This is a genomic window from Vibrio sp. Vb339, assembly GCF_902751245.1.
Classification (GTDB): domain Bacteria; phylum Pseudomonadota; class Gammaproteobacteria; order Enterobacterales; family Vibrionaceae; genus Vibrio; species Vibrio coralliirubri.
The window spans coordinates 1,286,826-1,306,130 of record NZ_CADDIS010000001.1 but is presented as its reverse complement, the minus strand read 5'-3'; the positions used below and the strand labels follow the sequence as shown (position 1 = coordinate 1,306,130).

Here is a 19,305-nt window from a genome sequence, read left to right as displayed (position 1 = left end):
AATGATTATCCTCCACCGCCTAAACTAAATACAAGGCTATGCAGCAATGAACCGTAAGAAAAAAATCAATCAAATTCTAAAAAAGAAGCAGAAACAGGCGAATTCTAAACTGCATAGTAGCAACAAGCCTCGCTATATTTCTAAAGCTGACCGTGCAAAAATGGAAGCTGAAGAACAGGCTAAAGCCGCTCAAGAGCAAGCTGAAGGCACAGTTGAAGCGACTGTTGAAGCCGAAGAGACAAAAGCTGCAGAGTAAGTTTTTAACTCTCGATACTCTTGCTCAGCACTCTTGCCCTAAACTCTGACCAGAGCCAACGGACAAGAACAAAAAAAGCAGCCTCTACTTGGGCTGCTTTTTTGATCCGACCGTTTTAATCTAACGACTTGGCTATTTTATTAACCTTTGAAGGGTTCAACTTCCCAACGTGCGAACGGCGCTTTTGCGTTAATCCCCGCTCGTCCCCAACGGTCAACGGAATCAACCACTAAGATACGCTCGTTAGGTACTAAAGACTTAATTAAGTTAGTTGGCTTTTTTGCTGTGACTAACCATAGTGCATCGTCTTCTGAAAACGTCGCTTTGAGTTTGGCTTTGTCTTGTTCTGTCCATTCCAGTTCAGCTTTGAACATACGCTCTTCAACAAACAGTTGAGTACCTGAAGCGAAATCTTCCAAGCTTTCTGAAAGCAACAAGACTGAATCTACGTCGTTATCCAATAACACCGCTTGTTGTTTGTTAATCAGTTCACGCACATCAAGCATTACACGCTGTAGGTTGCTATCAATGGTTTCAGCTTGCGCTGGCCACAATAACTTAAAGTCGTCAGCCACAATCGCTGCCATGCGCGTTAAGTTGGTTGGGTTTAACCATGCGTATTTAGACACATCGCCATTTGATAACGTCAGCGCTGCAACACCTTGAGCACGCGGTGTGATCGCTTGAGCAGCATCCACTTCAACCAAACGGATATTGCCCTGTCTTGCGTAAACAAAAGTTGGGTCAGCTTGCCAGATGGATGACAACGTTAATGCTACGGTCGCCTTTTTGCCGGATTGAAGGACTTTACTTGCGCCCTTGGTACCAAACCAGTTTGGCAGACGATCAATGCCGTAACGCTTGGGTGGCAGATATTCGGTGGTAATGTCTGTGCCTTTAGTTAGCTCTGTCGCTAATGCATAAGTCACTGGTGTACTGGTTAGAATGTCTTCAGCATTAACGTTCAGTGACATCACAGAACCAGCCATTAATACACTACCAAGTACACTCACTTGAGCCGTTGCTTTTACTGAGCTCGCGATACGATTCATTAAACAAGTCATGATTACGCCTTTCTTACAATTCGGTATAGCGTTGCTGCTAGGAAAAACGTTGCAGAAACGATGATGATTGACGCGCCCGATGGCACTGGCAGTTTGAGTTCCATAGGCAACACGGTTCCAACCAAACATGCGATGGTTGCGAGTAATGCCGACAAGAGAACAAAGCTCCCCATACGTTTAGTTAACAATCGAGCTGTCGCACCTGGAATCAGCAATAACGCGCCAACCAGAACCGCACCTACGATCTTCACGGCCGCAATTGTCACTAAGGTGATCATCATGACAAACAAGTAATCGTAAAAGCTGGTGTTGTAACCACGAACCTTCGCAATATCCGGGCTGATACAAGTCAGGAGAATGCGGTTGAATGTCGGTATCAAGAGCAAGATGATGATCGCGCAACTACCTGCGAGAATCGCTAAGTCTTGGTCTGTTACGGTAAGAATCGAGCCAAACAATACGTTTTCAAGCATGTGGATGTTGATCTTACGAGCAACGTACATCAGTAACGCCGCACCCACAGCCAACGCTAGCGCAAGGAAAACACCCACTAAGGTATCGTATGGAACGTTGGTCCTGTTTCTTACAAAGTGAAGAAGCAGAGCGAAGATCATACAGAAGCTAAACAAACCAATAATTGGGTTTTCTGGTGGCTCGCCAAGCAAAACACCAATAGCGATACCGGTTAACGCTGCGTGACCGACGGCTTCTGAGAAGAAAGCCAGACGCTTGGCAATCACCAAAGTACCCAGACCACCTAACAGAGGACCAAGTAGTAACGCTGCAACCAAAGCATTGACCATGAAGGCATACATGAAGCTGTCTGATAACCAACCCGCTTCCACGCCACTAATGGCAAGTTGTCGTAACCAATCCATTACGCAACCTCCTTCGATTTGGTCATGGCAGAGCCACTGCTGTAGTGCTGAAACAAGCTCTCAATTTTGCTCGGATGTAAAACTTTTTCGTGTGGGCCACTATCAACCAAGAATCGATTCACAACATGTACGTTCGCTTCGAGTCGACGCACTGCCGTGACATCGTGGTGTACCGCAAGAATCGTACGACCTTCATTAACACATTCACGAATCAGCGATTCAAGATAACGAACGCCCTGCTCGTCCATACCCGTGGTTGGTTCATCCAACACCAGTAGACTTGGGTTATCTAATAGCGCTTGGGCAAACAGCACGCGTTGCTGCTCACCACCCGATAACTGTCCCATGCGGCGGTCACTACGAGTCGCCATACCAACGCGATCTAATTGTGCGAGTGCAAGATCCAATTGCTTAGATTTACGACGCCAAAACAATGGGATTCGCGTTTGGTTAAGCAGTACGAAATCCATTACCGTCAGGGGTAAGCTCGATTCGAAAGTCGCTTTTTGTGGAACGTAACCAATACTTGGCTTTTCTGGCCAATGAATATTGATTTGCCCAGAGAAAGGCGTCAATCCAAGAACAGAGCGCAGCAAAGAGGTTTTACCACCGCCGTTTGGCCCCATGATTACATGGCACTCACCCGCTTTAAACTCTAGTGAGATATCGTCAAGAATGACGTTGTTGTCGTATTGCAGACCAAGTTGATTGATTGAAATCGATGGACCTAACATTATGCGTTCCCGCTTTTAGCTTGATTCGCAGCCGCAAATTTCATTGCTTCGATCAGCGTTTCTAGGTTCTTCTTCATCTCAACTTGTACTTTGTCATCTTCATACTCGCCATGCGTCATGTGAGAGAAACGGTAAAGCTGAACACCCGTTTCCGCTTCAATCGTGTCAACAAAACGGTTTGGCATGTTTAGCTCGTAGAACAGAACATCAATGCCCGATGCGCGGATCTTTTCGATCGTCTCTTGCAGCTGGCTCGCACTTGGTTCAACACCGTGTGCAGGCTCAATCACCGCCGCTACATCCACACCAAACTCTTGAAGGATGTAGCCATAAGCATTGTGCGTGGTCGCCACCTTCATACCTGATGTATCTAACTCACCTAAGGACAACATCGCATCACGCTTCATAAAACGGAATTGCTTAGCGTACTTACGTGCGTTCTTGCGATAAAACGCAGCGTTGTCTGGGTCGAGCTTAGACACTTCACTAGCGATGGTGTAAACCTTTTGAATCGTTGTTGAAAGCCCAACAAAGGTATGTGGGTTTACGGCACCTTGACCAACAGACTGACCAAGTGCAGGAAGTAGAGGCACTTCTTTATTTGCTTCGATCACCACTAAGTCATCACGTTGCGCAGCTGAAATCACTTTAAGCGCGAAGTCATCGTGACCAATACCGTTTACTACGATTGCATCCATCTGGCTCAATCGTTTTAAATCATTTGGTTGTGGTAAATAGTTATGTGGGTTGAAACCTGCGTCAACCAAAGGAAGAATGTTCACTTTGTCACCTACTACAGCTTTCACGTAGCTGTAGTAAGGTTGAAGCGTGATACCAATCGTCAGTTTATCGCTGTCAACCTTATATTCTTTTGCCAATGCAATGGGTGCCATGAACACCGCTAATAACGACATGAACAGAGTCATAATTCGCATAGTAATTCTCTTATTATTAGTGAGCATCGATTTCATGATGCTGTTCAATTTCTGATTCATTGACGACCATTTTCCAGCCAGCAGATTCGAGTGTGTTCTCATCAAAATTAGTCGGTTGACTTGCTACGCCACCCAGGTAAATCCAGATTTCAGGAGAAACGCTGTTGGCGTTCAAAATAAAGGAATCAGCGAAGCCGTGTTCGGTTGGCGTAGCTTGTTCACTTGGTGCAGTATCTTCACTTGGCGTAGAAAAGTAATAACCACGCTCGTCCAATAACCAAGTATGAGAACCTTTGCGCTTCCAACTCTGGTCTTCAACAAATGGCGCGACCCATTCATCTTTCAGTGACGCAACACTTGGCCATTCGCCGTCAGAGTCCATATGCAGGTCGCGAATCTCTTCATGAGCCAAGCGAAGCTCTGATAACATTGCCAAGTTTTCTTGCTCGACATCGGTCACTAAGATTTGATGATCAAGTACCGCTTTGATATGCGATTCTGCTTGATGAAATGGGATAGCAACCGTGGCAAAGCTCAGAATGAACACAATGATCAGCCCTACCCATTTGCCTTCTCTGCCGCCCGTGTCAGCACGTACGCCTTGAATCATCATTTTTCGCTGATCTCAACAACGTCTACTTCAACAGGAAACTCGTGGCCTGAATCAAACACAAGGTAGAACTCAGTGTCAGGGTTTGGAAACTCAACAATGGAGCGCTTATCCGTCATCTCTTTTGCAATCAAGTTGTCTTCGTAGTCATACATCTCAACCGCGTAATCAATCGCTTTACTACCGTCTGAATAGCCCGCTTCGCAAGCCACAGTTTTGCCTTCAAACCAGCAGCTCATCAATGGAAAGTGTGCTTGCGCAGGTAATGCAGCGAAACCAAGTCCCAGAGCCAAGCATGGAGTGATTATCGATTTTAGTTTTGTTTTTATTGTCATGGTTCGTACCCTAGCCACATTGCAAATTCTCAGTAGTAAACTGAGCGATAAAGGGCTCAAATGAGCCCTTAAGTTTTTTGGTTGCTTAATCAGGGATCTAGCCCCGACATCACAGACTATTGAAGCAGTGCTTCGAACGTTAGGTGAACGTTCGCGCTTGCTTTGTCTGCCAGTGGGTTGTCAATCAACTCACCTTTGTAGTTCGCTTTCATTACGTAACGACCCGCTACATCTGGAGTGAACGTGATTTCGCCGTTCTCGTCGCTCACTACATCAATCTGTTCTTGGTGGTTGCGGTAAAGCGTGCCTTCACGAGTGATCTCAGCTTTCACGTCTTTTTGAATTTCACCGTTGTAGAAGAATTGGAACGTGACTGGTTCGCCTTCAACGATGTCTGAAGGGTGTGTCACAGGCTTCATTTCTAGAAGCTTCCCTTCAATTTTGAATACTGAATCCGTTGGCTTACCTACTGTGATGTAGCTTTCAGCACGAGTGAAGCTGATTTGTGTTACCACGTCACGTGATTTTTCAGGAAGTACAGAGTCACGTTCCGCTTTGTTTGCTTTGATCCATTTCACAGTGTCACGACGGCCCGCTTTGTACTGTGTGTAGTAAGATGGCTGGTTGTTAATCGCAACTTTGTGTGTACCTTCTTCTTCGAAGTAGAAATCGAAGATTGAACGACGTTTACCGCGAACAACAAAGTTTGGACGCTCGCTACGGCCATCAGGCATGATGACATGTGCATTTTCGCTGCCTGCAGGCTTATCAAAAACAAACGTACCGTGAGACGCAGTCACGTCGAACGTTAGCCAATCACCGCCTTCTTTCGATACGGTAAAGTGTGATGGCAAAATCCAGCGTGGGTGGGCTTGTGCTGTTGTCGTAGCCGCTAGGCCGAACGCCATAACACCCGCTAGAGCAAGTGCCTTTATTTTTGTCTGTTTCATCATGTTCATTCCATTATTTATAATTGTTAGCCGTGTCGCTCAATCTGAGCCTACGATGACTACTATCGATTCTGTTCTGATTCTTAAACCAATCGGTGTTCACTACTGCGTTGTCTATTTAGCGACGTAATTCAGTGTGATTTCACCCGTCTCTTCTGTTGCCTTTAGCTCATAAGAAGCGTTTGAATCTGTGAGTGAGACTTTTTGACGAAGATAGTTACGGCCGCCGTGTTCACGAACAACTTCGATATGAACCGTGTATTCGCCTTGCTCTAGTGCTTGGCCATCATCACTCTTACCATCCCAAACGAAACGGTACTTGCCAGCTGGACGCGTAGCGGATGTTACAGCGTCAACGAGCTCACGATCGTAACGTCCAACTTTTCTCCACCAGCTGCGTAGATCTTTCAGCCATTCATCTTTACCGACCCAAAGCTCAATAGTTTTCACTGATTTTCGTTCGCTGTTCTCGACCCACACCGCCACATAAGGACGCGCATACATAGAGGTATCAATCTTTGGAAGCTCGAAGCTCACATCAAGTTTTGCCGTATCAGAAATCGCTTGTGCCATACCTAGGCTTGGCAAAAGTGATAAAGCAAGAAGCGCCTTGCTCCAGTTTATTTTTTTCATGTTTAACAACCTTTTAAATCCGTTTAACCTTTAATTCGTTCTTCAAGCTGATTCATCAAACCGCTTCATCAAACTAATTAAGGGTTAAGGTACGGCGACAAAATAGATAGCAAGTGAGATTGCAGACCCAAACACCGTCCATTTAATGGAGGTATTGAGTGTTTTTTTCTTAGGTAACAGTAAGCACACGCCGGTAAGTACAAAGAAGACCATCAGTAGTGCAGTGATATCGATGAACCATTTCCAGACCTCACCGCTGTTACGACCTTTGTGTAGGTCGTTCAACAGGGCAATCACGCCGTAATTAGTGGTTTCGACTTCTACAAATTCAGACGTGACGTCAACAAACACGGAAGCGTTGTAGCCTGGTCCTTTGAAGTCCATAGACACTTCACCGATGAGCAACTCACCGTCTTCAATCTCTGCGTAGATGTCCAAGCCTGAAGGAACACCAGACAGATTGGCTTCTTCAAACAGAAACGTTTCAAAGGCTGTCTCGTCAGCTTTTAAACGTCCGTCTTGGACCGTAAATAAACTTGTAGGAAGCGTTAGCGTAGAGCGTTGGATATTGGGTTGGCTTGATTCAAATAACTCAGGTCGGTTCAGGGTGATACCTGTGACTGAGAAAAAAAGAACTACGAACAGAAGCGCCATAGAAATATAAACATGAAGTCGACGAGCCCATGACTGAACCGCCCTACTTTTTAACGACATACAAACCAATACCTATAAATTTTATGGCGACAATTTAGTTGATAATCATTCGTATTGGCATTCAATTTACATTGTTTACGTTTGCCGAGTGGCGTAAGGAAATTTACATAACATTACATGGGAAGTAATCGAACTGTATGCATATTCTTGCTAACGTGTACTAAAGGGATTTGATTCGTTCTATTAGAGGTTATCGATAACAGGGGCAAAGCTCAAAAAAACTCAATCTCAACACGCTTGATTGAGATGGGTTTAAGGTAACAGTCGTAGCTTTATGGATAGAAAGTTGGGACTATTTGATCACTGGTTTGATGATAGCTAATTAAGCTTAAAAGGATTTGAAATGCGTATTTTTGTTTTAGCTTTTGCTGCGCTAGCGACGGCGTGTACCAGCCAAGTAATCAGCACGGAAGAACATATTCAAGAATACATCGGTTCAGACATAACCGATGTACAAGAACGTTATCTCACCGAACGGTCACGCCCTATCAGTTTTTGGGCATCTCGAAACTATGCTTGGATTGAGACAAAGAAGCCGTTAGACAATGGTTATACAGTGCATGCCTTCAAAAACCCCTACCGTGATTGCACTATTAACTGGGTTGCTGATACCAGTGGCGTAATCCAAAACGCAACGTCTACAGGCACAATGTGCGAGCCTTAATTGACGCACTGGAACGATAAAGATCAAAAAACCTTAACCGCCAAAAATTAAAAAAGGGTGTCATTTGAACCATCAAATGACACCCTTTTCTCTTGATTATTTTCTCTTGTCTTCTGTTTTGTTAATAGCAGTTAAACGTTGCCGTTATCACTCACTGTTCTTAACTGAGTCAGATATTTAATCCAACCTTTTGCTTCAGAAGAAGGCTCAATGTTGTTCGCACGTTTCGCTTGAGCAAGAGCATTATCAAGATTCTTTAGCTTGTACCATGAACGTACTTTCGCTAAAGCAACATCGGCTTGCTTGTTCTTGTCTTTCACTTTATCCAAAACAACCAAAGCACGATCGTAGTAACCTTGTTGAACCAGTAACTGGGCCACGTTCCAGTGATATTGCGTGTCTTTTTTAGACGCTAACGTCCACACTTCAATAGCACTGTCCCACTCTTTCGCTAACTGCCAGTAGGTTGCTTGCTCAGCCAGAAGTTGAACATCGCTGTTCGCGTCATCTAACTTAGCGATCTCTTGTGCCGCACGCTCTGGAATGCCGCGTTTCGCGTAAAGCTGTGCTAACAAGCGGCGATCTGAGTTCTTCAGATCAACACCTTGTAAATCAGCCAGTGCTAACGTGTTCAATGCATCGCGATTACGTTCTAGTCTTAACTGAATACCCACAAGTTGACGCCACCAGTTGTCTTTTTCTGGTTGAAGTTCAATGAGGCTTTCCAGTGTAGGAATCGACTGTTTCCATTGCTTTAACTGAAGCTGTGCACCCAGTTTTAGCGATAGGGGCGACAGTTCTGATTTTGCATTGAACTTGTCACGATTACCAATCGCTACGAGTACTTTTGACCAGTTTTCAATTTGGTATTCCGCTTGTGCAATTCGCATCCAAAGCACGTCTTTCTTTTCCTTTTCAGGCGCTGTTTTCACTAACTCGTAGTAGTGCGGAAGCGCGTTTTTGAACTGCTGATCATTTAATAACAAATCAGCAAGCATGCGCTTCGTTATCCAAGCTTGTTCATCTACCAATAAATCGGTATCGACGGCGTATGTAAGCTGCTTAATCGCCTTATCGGTTTTACCGTCTTGCCAGTAAAACACACCCAACATACGAGCTACATACGCTTTGTCGTAGCCTTTAGAAAGCTCCAAGCCTGCAAGTACATCAATCGCCTGCTTAACCTGCTCATCTTGAGCAAGCTTATGCGCCTTTTGAACACGAATGGCAGTATATTGAGATAGCTCTTGCGCTTGTGTTGTAAGGGGCATTAACAACAAGCCCACTAATATCCATATCTGTTTCATCATTTTGCCAACTTAAACTCTAGTTTCACGGTTTGACCAACCTGAGCTATCGCTTTTCCATCGACGACTTTCGGTTGATATTTCCATTTTTTAAGTGCTCTCATCGCTTCACGTTCAAACATACGACGTGGGTTTGCGTCAGTGACTTGAATGTCAATTGGGCGTCCCGTTTCGTCGATGGTAAAAGACATAATGACATGGCCTTCAGCGCCACGCTTCAACGCTTTAGCTGGGTAACGAGGTTCTACTCGATACAAAGGCATTGCCTGTTGGTTTGACCCAAAATCAGAAAATGTCGGTGCGTTAATCGCTAGGCCATCAATCGATGTATTCAAATCCAAAGAAGGCAGTGAAGACATCGAATTCAGAGGCGTAACTTCAGCTTGTGACTGAGACGTTTGCGCTTCCGGTGGCGGCTCTGGCATTTCTGGTTTTTCAGGGACTGCACGTTGTCTTCTTTGAACTTCTTGTTCTTGTTCCACCATTACCATGTTGAAACTTAACGTCTCGCTATCATCTGGTGAACGTTGGTGGCCATTATCGACCATCCAAGCCATGAAAGAAAACAGAGCTAAACCCAATACACCAGCTAGCGGTAAAGCAAGAAATAGGCGAATCATTTATGAAGATCCTCCAAGATCATAGCTTATCAGCAGCAAGCGCAATGTTTTTAACACCTGCACCTTTCGCGGCATCCATCACTTTAACAACCGTACCGTTGTAAGCGTGTTCATCCGCTTGAATAACCAAAGGAGCATCAGGTTGTTCTAGCAACAAGTGTTCTAATGTCGCTTGAACACGCTCAACATCAACAACACGTTTATCGATGAAGATGTCATTCGCAGAAGTAATCGCAACAAAGATGCCCGCATCCTTTTGGCTTACTACGTTAGACGCTTGTGGGCGATTGACTTCAACCCCTGATTCACGAACAAATGAACTGGTCACAATAAAGAAAATAAGCATGATAAATACAATATCAAGCATCGAAGTAAGGTCTATTTGGGCCTCTTCGTTTTTAGAATGACGTCGACCGAGTCTCATCGTTGACTCCTTAAAGATTTTTCTAATTTCAATTCTAAGCGGTTACACACTTTCGCTAAACGAGCGTGAACAAACATGCCCGCTAATGCAGCAACCATACCCGCCATGGTTGGCAGTGTTGCCAACGAGATACCTGAAGCCATACCCGCCATGGTTGGCAGTGTTGCCAACGAGATACCTGAAGCCATCAATTTAGGGTCACTGCTTCCTTGAGTCGCCATGACATCAAAAACAGAGATCATACCGGTGACGGTACCTAACAAACCCAACATCGGACAAATAGCGACTAACAGCTTAATAAAGTTCAAGTTTTGGTTAAGTAAGATACTCGCTTGCCCCAACCAACCTTCACGAATGGCTTTGGCATGCCAAGAAGAGTGATCTTCTCTTTCATGCCACTTAGTAATCCAAGCTTGGCGCTGCTTTGGAAAGTAGAACGCAAGATAAAGCACGCGTTCAACCACAAGCACCCAATAAACTAGGACGACAGCCGCTAGCCACCACAGGACGAAACCGCCCTGCTCCATAAAGCTTGATAAAGACAGCAGCCAGTCACTCGTTAACCAACTCGCTGGTAATAGAGAACCCGACAAAATATCCATTACGCAGCAGTCCCAACTGGTGAAACCACAGCTTTTGATTCAACCGTTTTTTCTGCCTGCTCAGCAACAAGGCCAATACCTTGTTTCTCAAGAATATTGCGAATATTTTCAGCCTGAGTGCTAAGAATGTTGTGTGCTAATAGAAGAGGCATTGCTGCAACAAGACCAAGTACGGTTGTTACCAGTGCCATCGAAATACCACCCGCCATCACTTTAGGGTCGCCATTACCAAACTGTGTGATCACTTGGAATGTTTCGATCATGCCGGTTACAGTACCTAGAAGACCTAACATTGGTGCAAGTGCCGCTAGAAGTTTTAGCATCGATAAACCTTTCTCTAGGTGAGTTTGTTCATCCACTACCGCTTCTAAAAGTCGTAGTTCTAGTGCTTCAACGGTTTGGTTTTGCTCTTTGTTGTAAACCGCAAGAACACGACCTAGAGGGTTATCACCCGCTTGCTCTGGGTTCTTAAGTTGAGCGCGAATTTTCTGGCGAGCGATAGCCAAAGAAATACCACGAACTAATGCGATGATTAAGCCAATTGCAAGCAAGCCAAGAATCACTTTACCAACCACACCACCCGCTTGAAGGCGATCAGTTAGGCTTGGTGTTAGCGCTAGTTGCTCTAGCATGAACCCACGAGAAGGATCGACAACCACGTTAGACACGTCGCCATTCGCTAATGTAGATAGCGATGCTAAAGTTGGACCATTCGATGGCTGTTTCAGATACGCAATCGCATCTTCACGCTGAGTGTTCCAGCTAACATAGCCTTGGTCTGTTACTAGGCCGATTGAACCTAAACGATAAGCGTCGACAGTTTGTGTGTTGCCTTCACCATTGATAAATGCAATTTGAGATTTGCTAAGCTCAGAACTCGCTTGAATCTGCTCAACCATGCTCATCCACAAACCGGTCAGCTGTGGCATTGAAGGCAGTGATTTAGCATCAATGATTTGATCAACAGTTGCAGTGTGTTCAGCACGATCAACACTATTCACGGTTGAGCTAAACTCTGCGCCGAGTTCTTTTGCGTTTTGACGAACGACACCGAACAGTTCGCCTAAGCTACCGGTTTCTAAACGCAGCTTCTCTTCTAAGCGAGCAAGCTTGTTTTCGTTATCACTGAAGGTTTGAGTCAGAACATCTGTCGCACCTTGGATAGAGGTACGTTTCGCTTCAAGCTGAGCTTTGATCGCTTTCAGTTCTTGTTCTGTCTTTTTGAAATCAGCTTCACGCACTACGTTGTGAGAAGCTTGAGTTCGGCTCTCTGATTTTGCTTTATTAACTAGCTGAGCCGTCGTGTCTGATGCAGAGAAAGCAGAAAATGAAATAGACGTAATGCAAAGCAATGCTGCTAATGGTTTTAAGTTCATTACTTAACCTCCGCAACAGTTAGAGAAACAGGTAAAGTAATTAGGCTTGGCGCCGCTTGTTGGCTTGCAATGTCGTAAGCTTTATCTAGCTCAGATTTCATTGAAGAATCTAGCTCTTGCCACTGATTTTGTGTTTGATTCCAAGACCAGTATTGGCTGCCATTTAGGTTACGAGCCACCAAAGAGATACGACCTAGGTGCAACACGTCAGCTTCAATCGTCCTGTCGTTGCTCAATGCAACACGACCTTGGTAAGCACCGAGCTTGATGCCGTAGTCCATCTCGATTTGGTAAGCTTCTAGGATACGACGATATTTCTCAGCATCACTCACATCAGCACGAGTCATCATTGCTTGCAGCTTTTCAACTCTTTCTAGACGCTGCTCTTTCCTGATTGGCACATCTTGCTCAACTAACTGCTGAAGGCCATCAATCATCTGATACATCAGAGGCACAACACCTTGACGTGTGTATTTGATTTCGTCGATCTGCCCTTCAATGCTCTGAGCTTCTTGATTCTGGCTTTCAACCAATGCAGCAAGGTGATCGTGATAGATTTCTAGATTTTTCACTTCTTCTTGCAGACGCTCAATCTCAGCTTGCAGCATTAAAGTCGCTTGTGAGCTTTTATCAATAACCTTTTGGCTCGAAGCCGACGCGTTATTGGTCTTGTTTTGAATTGATTGAGCTTGATCCAAGCTGTTTGCCATAGAAGACGTTGCAACCAAACTGATGGCAAGCGCTAGGCTAGTTTTTAAAAGATTCATAATTGTAGTCATTTACTATAGAAGAAGGTCAAATGAATTTTATTGATAAGCACTCTCATTATCATTAAAAGTCACTCGCATTACTAGGGATATTTTTACTGAATAGCAGAATCACGAAAGGGGAAAGCCGAAACTTTCCCCTTAGTATTTAGGCTAACAATAGTACCCTACTAACAAATTAGTATTTTACCTGTAAAGTCGCCATGTAGTTACGGCCTTCGCCAATTACTACGTTTTTAGCGCCGTCTTGGCTTGAGCTTGTTGAGCCACCGCCTGCAAAGTATTCTGTATCGAATATATTTTCTACATTCAAACGAGCAACAATGTCTAAGTCTTCATTGTATTTATGTGTGTATGAAGCACCCATATCAAATCGTGCATAGCCGTCTTTCTTGAAAGTATTTGCAGCATCACCATAACGCTCACCTTCATAGATTAGACCAAAGTTAACACCTGTACTTTCGATGATTTTGTAAGTAGACCAAAGGCTTGCAGATAACTCTGGAACATCTGCAGGTTTGTTACCTTGATAAGTGTCGTCCTTAGTAATCTCAGCATCCAGATACATAGTTGATGCACTAAGAGAAAACTTTTCGGTTACAAAACCTTGAGCTAAGAGTTCAACACCACGATGTTGTTGCTCACCTCCCTGAGTCTTGTTATATAAAGTATCACCATTACCGTCGACACCAACTTCTACATCAAGAGTAATATTTTCTTTGGTAATGTCGAATAATGCACCACTTAGGAACAATCTCTCATCAAGTAATTCCCACTTCGTACCCACTTCGTAAGAGATGCCACGCTCCGCGTCTAGCTCTTCCCCATCATTTACGTACTCATCACCATTAACAGTACCTTGAGGCATAAAACTCTCTGAGTACTGTACATAAATCGAGCCGTTTTCCGCTGGAAGGTAAATAACACCAAGCTTTGGAGAAACTTGGTTCTCTTTAAGATCATCAGTTTTCTTTTCATCAAAGCGTAAACCAACGAGTACTTGCCATTGGTCATTTATAGTCATCATATTCTGAAGATAAACACCGTATGCTTCATATTCAGAATCAGATTCTTTCACTTTTCCTGAGTAGCCTGGTTTACCAACAGTTTCACTAGGAGCTTTAGATACTGAGTTATAGTAAGTTTGATGACGATCGTAAGAGTAACCTAACCAGTTACCACCTATTAGCAAGGTATTCTCAGTTCCCAGTAGCTTAAAGTCCTTGGTTAAATCAACATATGCTGTATCGAACACCCATTTATCTGAACGCTCATTACCCGAGTGCTTGATAAGGCCTGTCTCTTCATAGTCAGAAAAACTTGGGTATGATTCCACATCAAAACGTTCAAAGTTCTGGCGGTTATACCCTACTTTCAAACCAACTGTATCGGTAATCAGAGCATCAACTGCAACTCCATAATTCTCTACATCGTTTTCAATTTTTGACCATTCCGCATCCCAAATGTGTGTATCCCCAAGAACTGGCTTCCCGTTCACAACATATGCACCAGAATCGACGCTACCGTGATCTTCTGTTTTGTCGTAATGTGCAGAGATCATTACTCGATCTGTAATGTCATATTCGACAAATAAGCCACCTACAAAACGGTCTGTATCTGGCTCTGTTCCATCACCATAAGAACGGTATGAACCGTATGTTTCTTTAGAAAGCACTGTACGAGCACGAAGTGTCTCATCTGAGTTTAGAGAACCGCTTACATCGAGTGTCGTACGATAATGGTCATCAGAACCCACATCTTGGCTTAATGACATCTGAGTATTCGTAGTCGGTTTTTTTGTAACCATGTTTACAAGGCCACCCGGTTCCGACTTACCGTAAAGTAAGCCAGATGGACCTTTTAAAACCTCAACACGCTCTAAAAGCTCAATAGGTTGGCGGTAATGAGACCAGTGTTGATGTCCATCACGTAAAAAACCATCAGAACTGCTCAATTCAAAACCACGTAGAGAGAAACGCTCACGGTTACGGCTTGTACCACCAGCACTAACACTCGCATCGTTTTGTAAAACTTCGCCTAGTGTACTAGCACGTTGCTCATCGATAAGCTGCTCATCAATGATCGAAACTTGTCCCGGAGTCTCTAATTGAGTCGCCTCCATGCGCATTGCTGTTGTGTTCGTGTCGGCTTTGTAACCGTAGTCACGACCTTCAACAACCATATGCTCGTCTGTTTTTACTGTTTCTGCCAATACTACTGGTGAAGTTAATACTGCGCCGATCACTAAAGCCAATGGGCTCTTTGAAAACATGTCCTTTACTCCGTTTTTATTCTTTTAGACGAGCACTTTGTTATTTATTCGATGTGCTCGCTGAACCGTTTCCGGTACCACTGAATTATTCCGAGAGAGAATATAAGTGATAACTATTACCATTTGCATTAAATTTACATTCTTTGCATTCGTAAAGTTTTGTAAAGGCGTGTCGGGGAGTCGTTTCTATAAAGTTAAACAAAACCAATTTAATACAAATGGTTAGAGAGCATTTACGCTAATAAGTGGTTATCGATGTCAAATCTTTTGAAACAGCGTTATTAGCCCGGCCTATTTAAGGTGGCCAGATTGATAAGAAAATTATCTCTTCTTATTTACTACCTTTGAAACGGCAGTCTTATGTATAAAACTCTCGATAAATGTAAATTTATGGTGAATTATTTTGTTTAATTTTGTTTAATTGACGAAATTATCAGTGATTTTGATCACATCTATAATTCCAAACTCATTTTTTGTTTTTCGATTTGAACAACCGACTGCTAATCTCCTGCTCACTTTGAAAAGGTATCAAAGTTATAAATAATAAGGAGTGTTCTAAATGAATACCAAGAAACCTATGTCTCTGACTGGTCGAGTAATCCTCGGTATGGTCGTAGGTATATTAACGGGATTCGCCATTCAATCCCTTTTTGCAGACAGCGGATTTGTTAACAACTACATCGTTAACGGACTCTTTGAAGTAGGCGGGCAAATCTTTGTCGCCAGTTTAAAAATGCTTGTTGTGCCACTCGTCTTCGTTTCACTAGTGTGCGGTACAAGTTCTCTTAAAGACTTATCAACTCTTGGCCGTATGGGTGGAAAAACGCTTGCACTTTATATCGGTACTACTGCCGTTGCCATCACTCTAGCATTAACTATCGGTAACCTGTTCCAACCTGGAGCTGGTGCAGATCTTACTGCTGCGAGCTCTTTCAAATCAGCGGATGCCCCTTCTCTGGGCCAAGTAATCATCGACATGTTCCCAACCAACCCTATTCAGGCGATGGCTGAGGGCAAAACGTTACAAGTTATCGTATTTGCAGTGTTGTTTGGTATCGCAATCAGTGCAGCGGGCAAACCCGGTGAACGTATCGCTGCCGTTTTCTCTGATCTAAACGAAGTGATCATGAAGCTAGTTGCGCTACTAATGAACCTTGCTCCTTACGGCGTATTCTTCTTGATGGCGAAACTGTTCTCTGGCCTTGGCTTAGGTGCAATTTGGAACCTAGCAGAATACTTCTTAGTGCTTGCTGGTACCCTGCTGTTGCATGGTTTGGTGACTTATAGTGCGATGCTTAAAGGATTCACAGGTCTTAGTCCGATTACGTTCCTACGTAAGATGGAAGATGCAATCATGTTTGCATTCTCAACAGCATCTTCGAACGCAACAATTCCAGTAACTATGGAAACGGCTAAGAACCGTATGGGCGTAGACAACAAAGTCGCTTCTTTCACTGTACCACTAGGTGCAACTGTGAACATGGACGGCACTGCGATCATGCAAGGTGTTGCGACTGCATTTATCGCGCAAGCGTACAACATCGACCTTTCAATGGGTGATTACCTAATGGTTATCCTAACGGCGACACTGGCGTCTGTTGGTACTGCAGGTGTCCCTGGTGTTGGTCTTGTTATGCTAGCAATGGTATTGAACCAAGTGGGTCTACCGCTTGAAGGTATTGCTCTAATCATGGGTGTTGACCGCCTTCTTGATATGATTCGTACCGCTGTAAACATCACAGGTGATAGTGCCGTATCTATCATCGTTGCTAAGTCTGAAGGCGCTCTAGACGAGTCTCGCTTCAACGACCCAGCAGCAGGTGAGAAAGAAGAAGAAGTTAAGCTAGCTCGCCAACAGGCATAGTCTAGCTTATCTGATGCTCTTGTCTTCAAGCTCAGGCGTAATTAATGGCTACGCCTAGCCCATACCAAAGCGCATAAAGAAAAACGCCACTGCAGATGTAGTGGCGTTTTTTATTGGGTATCGCTTAAGTCAGTACAACTGAGTTGGGACAATTATTTGTTTAGCGTTCTTCTCAATAGAGAAAGCTAATCACCGATTGGGAACATCAAGTTCACTCTCAGTCCCCCACCTTCTCTATTCTCAGCGGTTACATGTCCATTCATCACACCCATCGCTTCTTTAACAATCGCAAGGCCTAGACCGTAACCGCCAGACTGTTTGTCTCGGGCTGATTCTATTCGTGTAAACGGGTCGAATATACCTGCAATCTTGTTATGAGGAATGCCATCACCGTCATCTTCTACAGATATGACACTGTAACGTTTATCTGTGACCTGTTCGTATGTCGTCACGACAACATGAGCGTTCTCACCCGCGTATTTAATGGCATTCCCGACCAAGTTACCAATGACTCGAAGCAGTAGCCTCTCATCAACGTTCACCATTGATGTCGGTGTCTCTAGAGAGCCAATCAAAGTTTGATTCGGTTTTAAATCGTTTTGCATCTGCGCGATCAACATCGAGCAATAGTGCTCTAGGTGCATCAAGCTTAACTTAGAGTCATAGCGAGAGGTTTCCAAGCGGCTAAATTCAAGTATCTCACCCACCAGCTTGTTCATCTCTTCTGTTTCATTTTCCATTCGTTCTAGCAAACCAATGCTTTTATCATCAACCTTGCTGCGCAGCAGGTGTAGTGCGAGGTTTTGCCTTGCTAACGGTGTTCTTAACTCGTGTGAGACATCACGAATCAAACGACGTTGCTTTTCAGCCAGAGATTTAATCTCAAAGGTCATATGATCAAAATCGTGTGCAAGCTCGTTGAATTCACGCGTGGTGGAGTTCAACTCCGACACCACACTGACCGTGAAGTCACCTTGAGCCAGTCTGCGGCTCGCTTCTCTCAATCTATCCAACGGTTGCTGAAGGCTTTTGGCCATGATAATCGAGAACAGAGACAATACGACCAATGCAATCAATGCTTTAAGCATATAGGAGTATGGCGCAAAAGATTTAGCGGGATGAAATTGGTGCGGTAGTTGGATAACCAGTGTTTTACCGTTATCCAGTGGTAGACCGAAGATGGGCTTACTCACACGATCACTAAGTTGGTGATCTAACGTTCTTAAGTATTTGAGCTTAAATTCAAAATGTGGGTGCATGTGACGATGTGTGATCGGGCGATTGTCTTTGTCGATGACGAACAGATAATACTGCTGAGCATTACCCCAGTCCGCGAGTTCATCCATGTCCCCTTCTTCAATCAACACATTCGCTTGGTAAGCAAGGTCGAGCATTTCCGCTTTTACCGATTCTGGCACTTTAAGCAGCGCTTTCATCAAGGCTCTTTCAGCAACACCTTGCAGGATCAAAATACTCACCAAAATGACGGTCAGGTAACTGAACAATTGGAAAGTGAGTCCGTCTTTACGTTTAGTAATAAAATCAGGGCATCGCAGCAGTTTTTTACTCATGCTCCTGCCAACTCTAGGTAACTGTAACCTTTACCACGAACGGTTTTAATATGTTGTTTAGACAACCCCGCCTGAACGAGCTTTCTACGTATATTGCTGATATGCATATCTAAATTACGATCGAAGGGGCACAATTCTTTCTTGAGTACATGGATTTGCAGATCAGATTTTGAGACGACAATACCGTCATTTTTGACCAAATAATCAAGCAAGTCTTTTTCAGTGCCAGTTAATGGCAAACGAGAGAGTTGTTCACACAAGCCGTGATTAGACGAAGCTAAAGATTGTCTTTGGCGTTCAAAACCCACTCGGCGCAAGATCACCTTAATACGGGTTAAGAGTTCTGGAACATTGAAAGGTTTGGCGATGTACTGGTCGGCGCCTGCTTGGTAGCCATCGAGCATTGAGGCATCGTCGTTAAGTGCGGTTAGCATAAGAATAGGAGTAGCAAAACGCTGACAAATGCGTCTTGCTACTTGAATGCCGCTTAAGTTAGGAAGCATTACATCGAGTAGAACCAAATCGACAGGATGAGTTTGAATAAACTCAAGCGCGGATTCACCGCAATGAACAGTATCAACGTGATACCCCTCATTTTCTAACACTTCACCCAGTAATTCACACAACTGAATATCATCATCAACAACTAAAACGCGAGACATTACACATACCGATAAATAAGAACTGTTTGCATTCTAATTATCGTTATTATTGATTTCAATTATAAAG

The 19,305-nt window shown here is 44.0% G+C and carries 21 protein-coding genes; 3 read left to right on the top strand and 18 right to left on the bottom strand.

Going from position 1 to position 19,305, the window contains the following annotated elements:
* Nucleotides 1-46: 46 nt before the first annotated feature.
* On the top strand, nucleotides 47-256 hold the full coding sequence (locus HRQ85_RS05820; RefSeq protein ID WP_048608234.1) for a DUF2986 domain-containing protein: 210 nt from the start codon (nucleotides 47-49) through the stop codon (nucleotides 254-256).
* A gap of 140 nt (nucleotides 257-396) precedes the next feature.
* On the opposite strand, the gene HRQ85_RS05815 is transcribed toward HRQ85_RS05820, so the two are convergent.
* From HRQ85_RS05815 to HRQ85_RS05775, 9 genes are all read right to left on the bottom strand, one after another.
* Complete coding sequence (locus HRQ85_RS05815; protein ID WP_172378987.1) at nucleotides 397-1,320, bottom strand: ABC transporter substrate-binding protein; 924 nt, start codon at nucleotides 1,318-1,320, stop codon at nucleotides 397-399.
* Between the two features lie 2 nt (nucleotides 1,321-1,322).
* Nucleotides 1,323-2,198 carry a metal ABC transporter permease gene (locus HRQ85_RS05810; RefSeq protein WP_065206162.1) on the bottom strand — a complete coding sequence of 292 codons (876 nt, stop codon included), beginning with the start codon at nucleotides 2,196-2,198 and terminating at the stop codon, nucleotides 1,323-1,325.
* Nucleotides 2,198-2,932, bottom strand: a complete 735-nt coding sequence (locus HRQ85_RS05805; protein ID WP_172378986.1) for a metal ABC transporter ATP-binding protein — start codon at nucleotides 2,930-2,932, stop codon at nucleotides 2,198-2,200. The genes HRQ85_RS05810 and HRQ85_RS05805 overlap by 1 nt, the downstream gene beginning before the upstream one ends.
* Nucleotides 2,932-3,867, bottom strand: coding sequence for a metal ABC transporter solute-binding protein, Zn/Mn family (locus tag HRQ85_RS05800; RefSeq protein WP_172378985.1), 936 nt, complete (start codon nucleotides 3,865-3,867; stop codon nucleotides 2,932-2,934). Before HRQ85_RS05800 ends, HRQ85_RS05805 begins: the two co-directional genes overlap by 1 nt.
* A gap of 16 nt (nucleotides 3,868-3,883) precedes the next feature.
* Nucleotides 3,884-4,480, bottom strand: a complete 597-nt coding sequence (locus tag HRQ85_RS05795; RefSeq protein WP_172378984.1) for a DUF6162 family protein — start codon at nucleotides 4,478-4,480, stop codon at nucleotides 3,884-3,886.
* Nucleotides 4,477-4,812 carry a hypothetical protein gene (locus tag HRQ85_RS05790; RefSeq protein WP_017079279.1) on the bottom strand — a complete coding sequence of 112 codons (336 nt, stop codon included), beginning with the start codon at nucleotides 4,810-4,812 and terminating at the stop codon, nucleotides 4,477-4,479. Before HRQ85_RS05790 ends, HRQ85_RS05795 begins: the two co-directional genes overlap by 4 nt.
* A 116-nt stretch (nucleotides 4,813-4,928) precedes the next feature.
* The gene (locus tag HRQ85_RS05785; protein WP_048608220.1) at nucleotides 4,929-5,765 is read right to left on the bottom strand and encodes a DUF4198 domain-containing protein; all 837 of its coding nucleotides are present in this window, start codon (nucleotides 5,763-5,765) and stop codon (nucleotides 4,929-4,931) included.
* Between the two features lie 111 nt (nucleotides 5,766-5,876).
* Nucleotides 5,877-6,395, bottom strand: coding sequence for a DUF2271 domain-containing protein (locus HRQ85_RS05780; protein ID WP_172378983.1), 519 nt, complete (start codon nucleotides 6,393-6,395; stop codon nucleotides 5,877-5,879).
* An 84-nt stretch (nucleotides 6,396-6,479) separates the two neighbouring features.
* Nucleotides 6,480-7,109, bottom strand: a complete 630-nt coding sequence (locus HRQ85_RS05775; RefSeq protein WP_050633366.1) for a PepSY-associated TM helix domain-containing protein — start codon at nucleotides 7,107-7,109, stop codon at nucleotides 6,480-6,482.
* Between the two features lie 343 nt (nucleotides 7,110-7,452).
* On the opposite strand from HRQ85_RS05775, the gene HRQ85_RS05770 reads away from it, so the two are divergent.
* Nucleotides 7,453-7,773: a hypothetical protein gene (locus tag HRQ85_RS05770; RefSeq protein WP_172378982.1), complete on the top strand. Its 321-nt coding sequence runs from the start codon at nucleotides 7,453-7,455 to the stop codon at nucleotides 7,771-7,773.
* Between the two features lie 131 nt (nucleotides 7,774-7,904).
* Here HRQ85_RS05770 and HRQ85_RS05765 read toward each other — a convergent pair whose 3' ends face one another.
* The 7 genes from HRQ85_RS05765 to HRQ85_RS05735 form a co-directional block, all read right to left on the bottom strand.
* Complete coding sequence (locus tag HRQ85_RS05765) at nucleotides 7,905-9,083, bottom strand: tetratricopeptide repeat protein (protein WP_172378981.1); 1,179 nt, start codon at nucleotides 9,081-9,083, stop codon at nucleotides 7,905-7,907.
* On the bottom strand, nucleotides 9,080-9,700 hold the full coding sequence (locus HRQ85_RS05760) for an energy transducer TonB (RefSeq protein WP_172378980.1): 621 nt from the start codon (nucleotides 9,698-9,700) through the stop codon (nucleotides 9,080-9,082). Before HRQ85_RS05760 ends, HRQ85_RS05765 begins: the two co-directional genes overlap by 4 nt.
* Before the next feature lie 19 nt (nucleotides 9,701-9,719).
* Nucleotides 9,720-10,124 (bottom strand): ExbD/TolR family protein, encoded by a 405-nt coding sequence (locus HRQ85_RS05755; protein ID WP_172378979.1) that lies wholly within the window; start codon nucleotides 10,122-10,124, stop codon nucleotides 9,720-9,722.
* Entirely contained in the window at nucleotides 10,121-10,726 is a 606-nt protein-coding gene (locus HRQ85_RS05750; protein ID WP_172378978.1) for a MotA/TolQ/ExbB proton channel family protein, read from the bottom strand. Before HRQ85_RS05750 ends, HRQ85_RS05755 begins: the two co-directional genes overlap by 4 nt.
* Entirely contained in the window at nucleotides 10,726-12,102 is a 1,377-nt protein-coding gene (locus HRQ85_RS05745) for a MotA/TolQ/ExbB proton channel family protein (protein WP_172378977.1), read from the bottom strand. Before HRQ85_RS05745 ends, HRQ85_RS05750 begins: the two co-directional genes overlap by 1 nt.
* Nucleotides 12,102-12,869 (bottom strand): DUF3450 domain-containing protein, encoded by a 768-nt coding sequence (locus HRQ85_RS05740; protein WP_048612625.1) that lies wholly within the window; start codon nucleotides 12,867-12,869, stop codon nucleotides 12,102-12,104. Before HRQ85_RS05740 ends, HRQ85_RS05745 begins: the two co-directional genes overlap by 1 nt.
* A 178-nt stretch (nucleotides 12,870-13,047) precedes the next feature.
* Nucleotides 13,048-15,141, bottom strand: coding sequence for a TonB-dependent siderophore receptor (locus HRQ85_RS05735; RefSeq protein WP_172378976.1), 2,094 nt, complete (start codon nucleotides 15,139-15,141; stop codon nucleotides 13,048-13,050).
* A 559-nt stretch (nucleotides 15,142-15,700) separates the two neighbouring features.
* Between HRQ85_RS05735 and HRQ85_RS05730 the strand changes: the two genes are divergently transcribed.
* Nucleotides 15,701-17,005, top strand: coding sequence for a dicarboxylate/amino acid:cation symporter (locus HRQ85_RS05730; protein WP_048660112.1), 1,305 nt, complete (start codon nucleotides 15,701-15,703; stop codon nucleotides 17,003-17,005).
* A 185-nt stretch (nucleotides 17,006-17,190) separates the two neighbouring features.
* Here HRQ85_RS05730 and HRQ85_RS05725 read toward each other — a convergent pair whose 3' ends face one another.
* The gene (locus tag HRQ85_RS05725) at nucleotides 17,191-18,576 is read right to left on the bottom strand and encodes a sensor histidine kinase (RefSeq protein ID WP_172378975.1); all 1,386 of its coding nucleotides are present in this window, start codon (nucleotides 18,574-18,576) and stop codon (nucleotides 17,191-17,193) included.
* Entirely contained in the window at nucleotides 18,573-19,238 is a 666-nt protein-coding gene (locus HRQ85_RS05720; RefSeq protein ID WP_172378974.1) for a response regulator transcription factor, read from the bottom strand. Before HRQ85_RS05720 ends, HRQ85_RS05725 begins: the two co-directional genes overlap by 4 nt.
* Between the last annotated feature and the right edge of the window lie 67 nt (nucleotides 19,239-19,305).

Bases quoted from the DNA above. Each gene is read 5' to 3' on its own strand.
- HRQ85_RS05770 (WP_172378982.1), top strand. From the start codon at position 7,453: ATGCGTATTTTTGTTTTAGCTTTTGCTGCGCTAGCGACGGCGTGTACC.
- HRQ85_RS05760 (WP_172378980.1), bottom strand. From the start codon at position 9,700: ATGATTCGCCTATTTCTTGCTTTACCGCTAGCTGGTGTATTGGGTTTA.
- HRQ85_RS05790 (WP_017079279.1), bottom strand. From the start codon at position 4,812: ATGACAATAAAAACAAAACTAAAATCGATAATCACTCCATGCTTGGCT.
- HRQ85_RS05820 (WP_048608234.1), top strand. From the start codon at position 47: ATGAACCGTAAGAAAAAAATCAATCAAATTCTAAAAAAGAAGCAGAAA.
- HRQ85_RS05765 (WP_172378981.1), bottom strand. From the start codon at position 9,083: ATGATGAAACAGATATGGATATTAGTGGGCTTGTTGTTAATGCCCCTT.
- HRQ85_RS05780 (WP_172378983.1), bottom strand. From the start codon at position 6,395: ATGAAAAAAATAAACTGGAGCAAGGCGCTTCTTGCTTTATCACTTTTG.
- HRQ85_RS05795 (WP_172378984.1), bottom strand. From the start codon at position 4,480: ATGATGATTCAAGGCGTACGTGCTGACACGGGCGGCAGAGAAGGCAAA.
- HRQ85_RS05805 (WP_172378986.1), bottom strand. From the start codon at position 2,932: ATGTTAGGTCCATCGATTTCAATCAATCAACTTGGTCTGCAATACGAC.
- HRQ85_RS05755 (WP_172378979.1), bottom strand. From the start codon at position 10,124: ATGAGACTCGGTCGACGTCATTCTAAAAACGAAGAGGCCCAAATAGAC.
- HRQ85_RS05740 (WP_048612625.1), bottom strand. From the start codon at position 12,869: ATGAATCTTTTAAAAACTAGCCTAGCGCTTGCCATCAGTTTGGTTGCA.
- HRQ85_RS05810 (WP_065206162.1), bottom strand. From the start codon at position 2,198: ATGGATTGGTTACGACAACTTGCCATTAGTGGCGTGGAAGCGGGTTGG.
- HRQ85_RS05735 (WP_172378976.1), bottom strand. From the start codon at position 15,141: ATGTTTTCAAAGAGCCCATTGGCTTTAGTGATCGGCGCAGTATTAACT.
- HRQ85_RS05785 (WP_048608220.1), bottom strand. From the start codon at position 5,765: ATGATGAAACAGACAAAAATAAAGGCACTTGCTCTAGCGGGTGTTATG.
- HRQ85_RS05800 (WP_172378985.1), bottom strand. From the start codon at position 3,867: ATGCGAATTATGACTCTGTTCATGTCGTTATTAGCGGTGTTCATGGCA.
- HRQ85_RS05730 (WP_048660112.1), top strand. From the start codon at position 15,701: ATGAATACCAAGAAACCTATGTCTCTGACTGGTCGAGTAATCCTCGGT.
- HRQ85_RS05775 (WP_050633366.1), bottom strand. From the start codon at position 7,109: ATGTCGTTAAAAAGTAGGGCGGTTCAGTCATGGGCTCGTCGACTTCAT.
- HRQ85_RS05750 (WP_172378978.1), bottom strand. From the start codon at position 10,726: ATGGATATTTTGTCGGGTTCTCTATTACCAGCGAGTTGGTTAACGAGT.
- HRQ85_RS05720 (WP_172378974.1), bottom strand. From the start codon at position 19,238: ATGTCTCGCGTTTTAGTTGTTGATGATGATATTCAGTTGTGTGAATTA.
- HRQ85_RS05745 (WP_172378977.1), bottom strand. From the start codon at position 12,102: ATGAACTTAAAACCATTAGCAGCATTGCTTTGCATTACGTCTATTTCA.
- HRQ85_RS05815 (WP_172378987.1), bottom strand. From the start codon at position 1,320: ATGACTTGTTTAATGAATCGTATCGCGAGCTCAGTAAAAGCAACGGCT.
- HRQ85_RS05725 (WP_172378975.1), bottom strand. From the start codon at position 18,576: ATGAGTAAAAAACTGCTGCGATGCCCTGATTTTATTACTAAACGTAAA.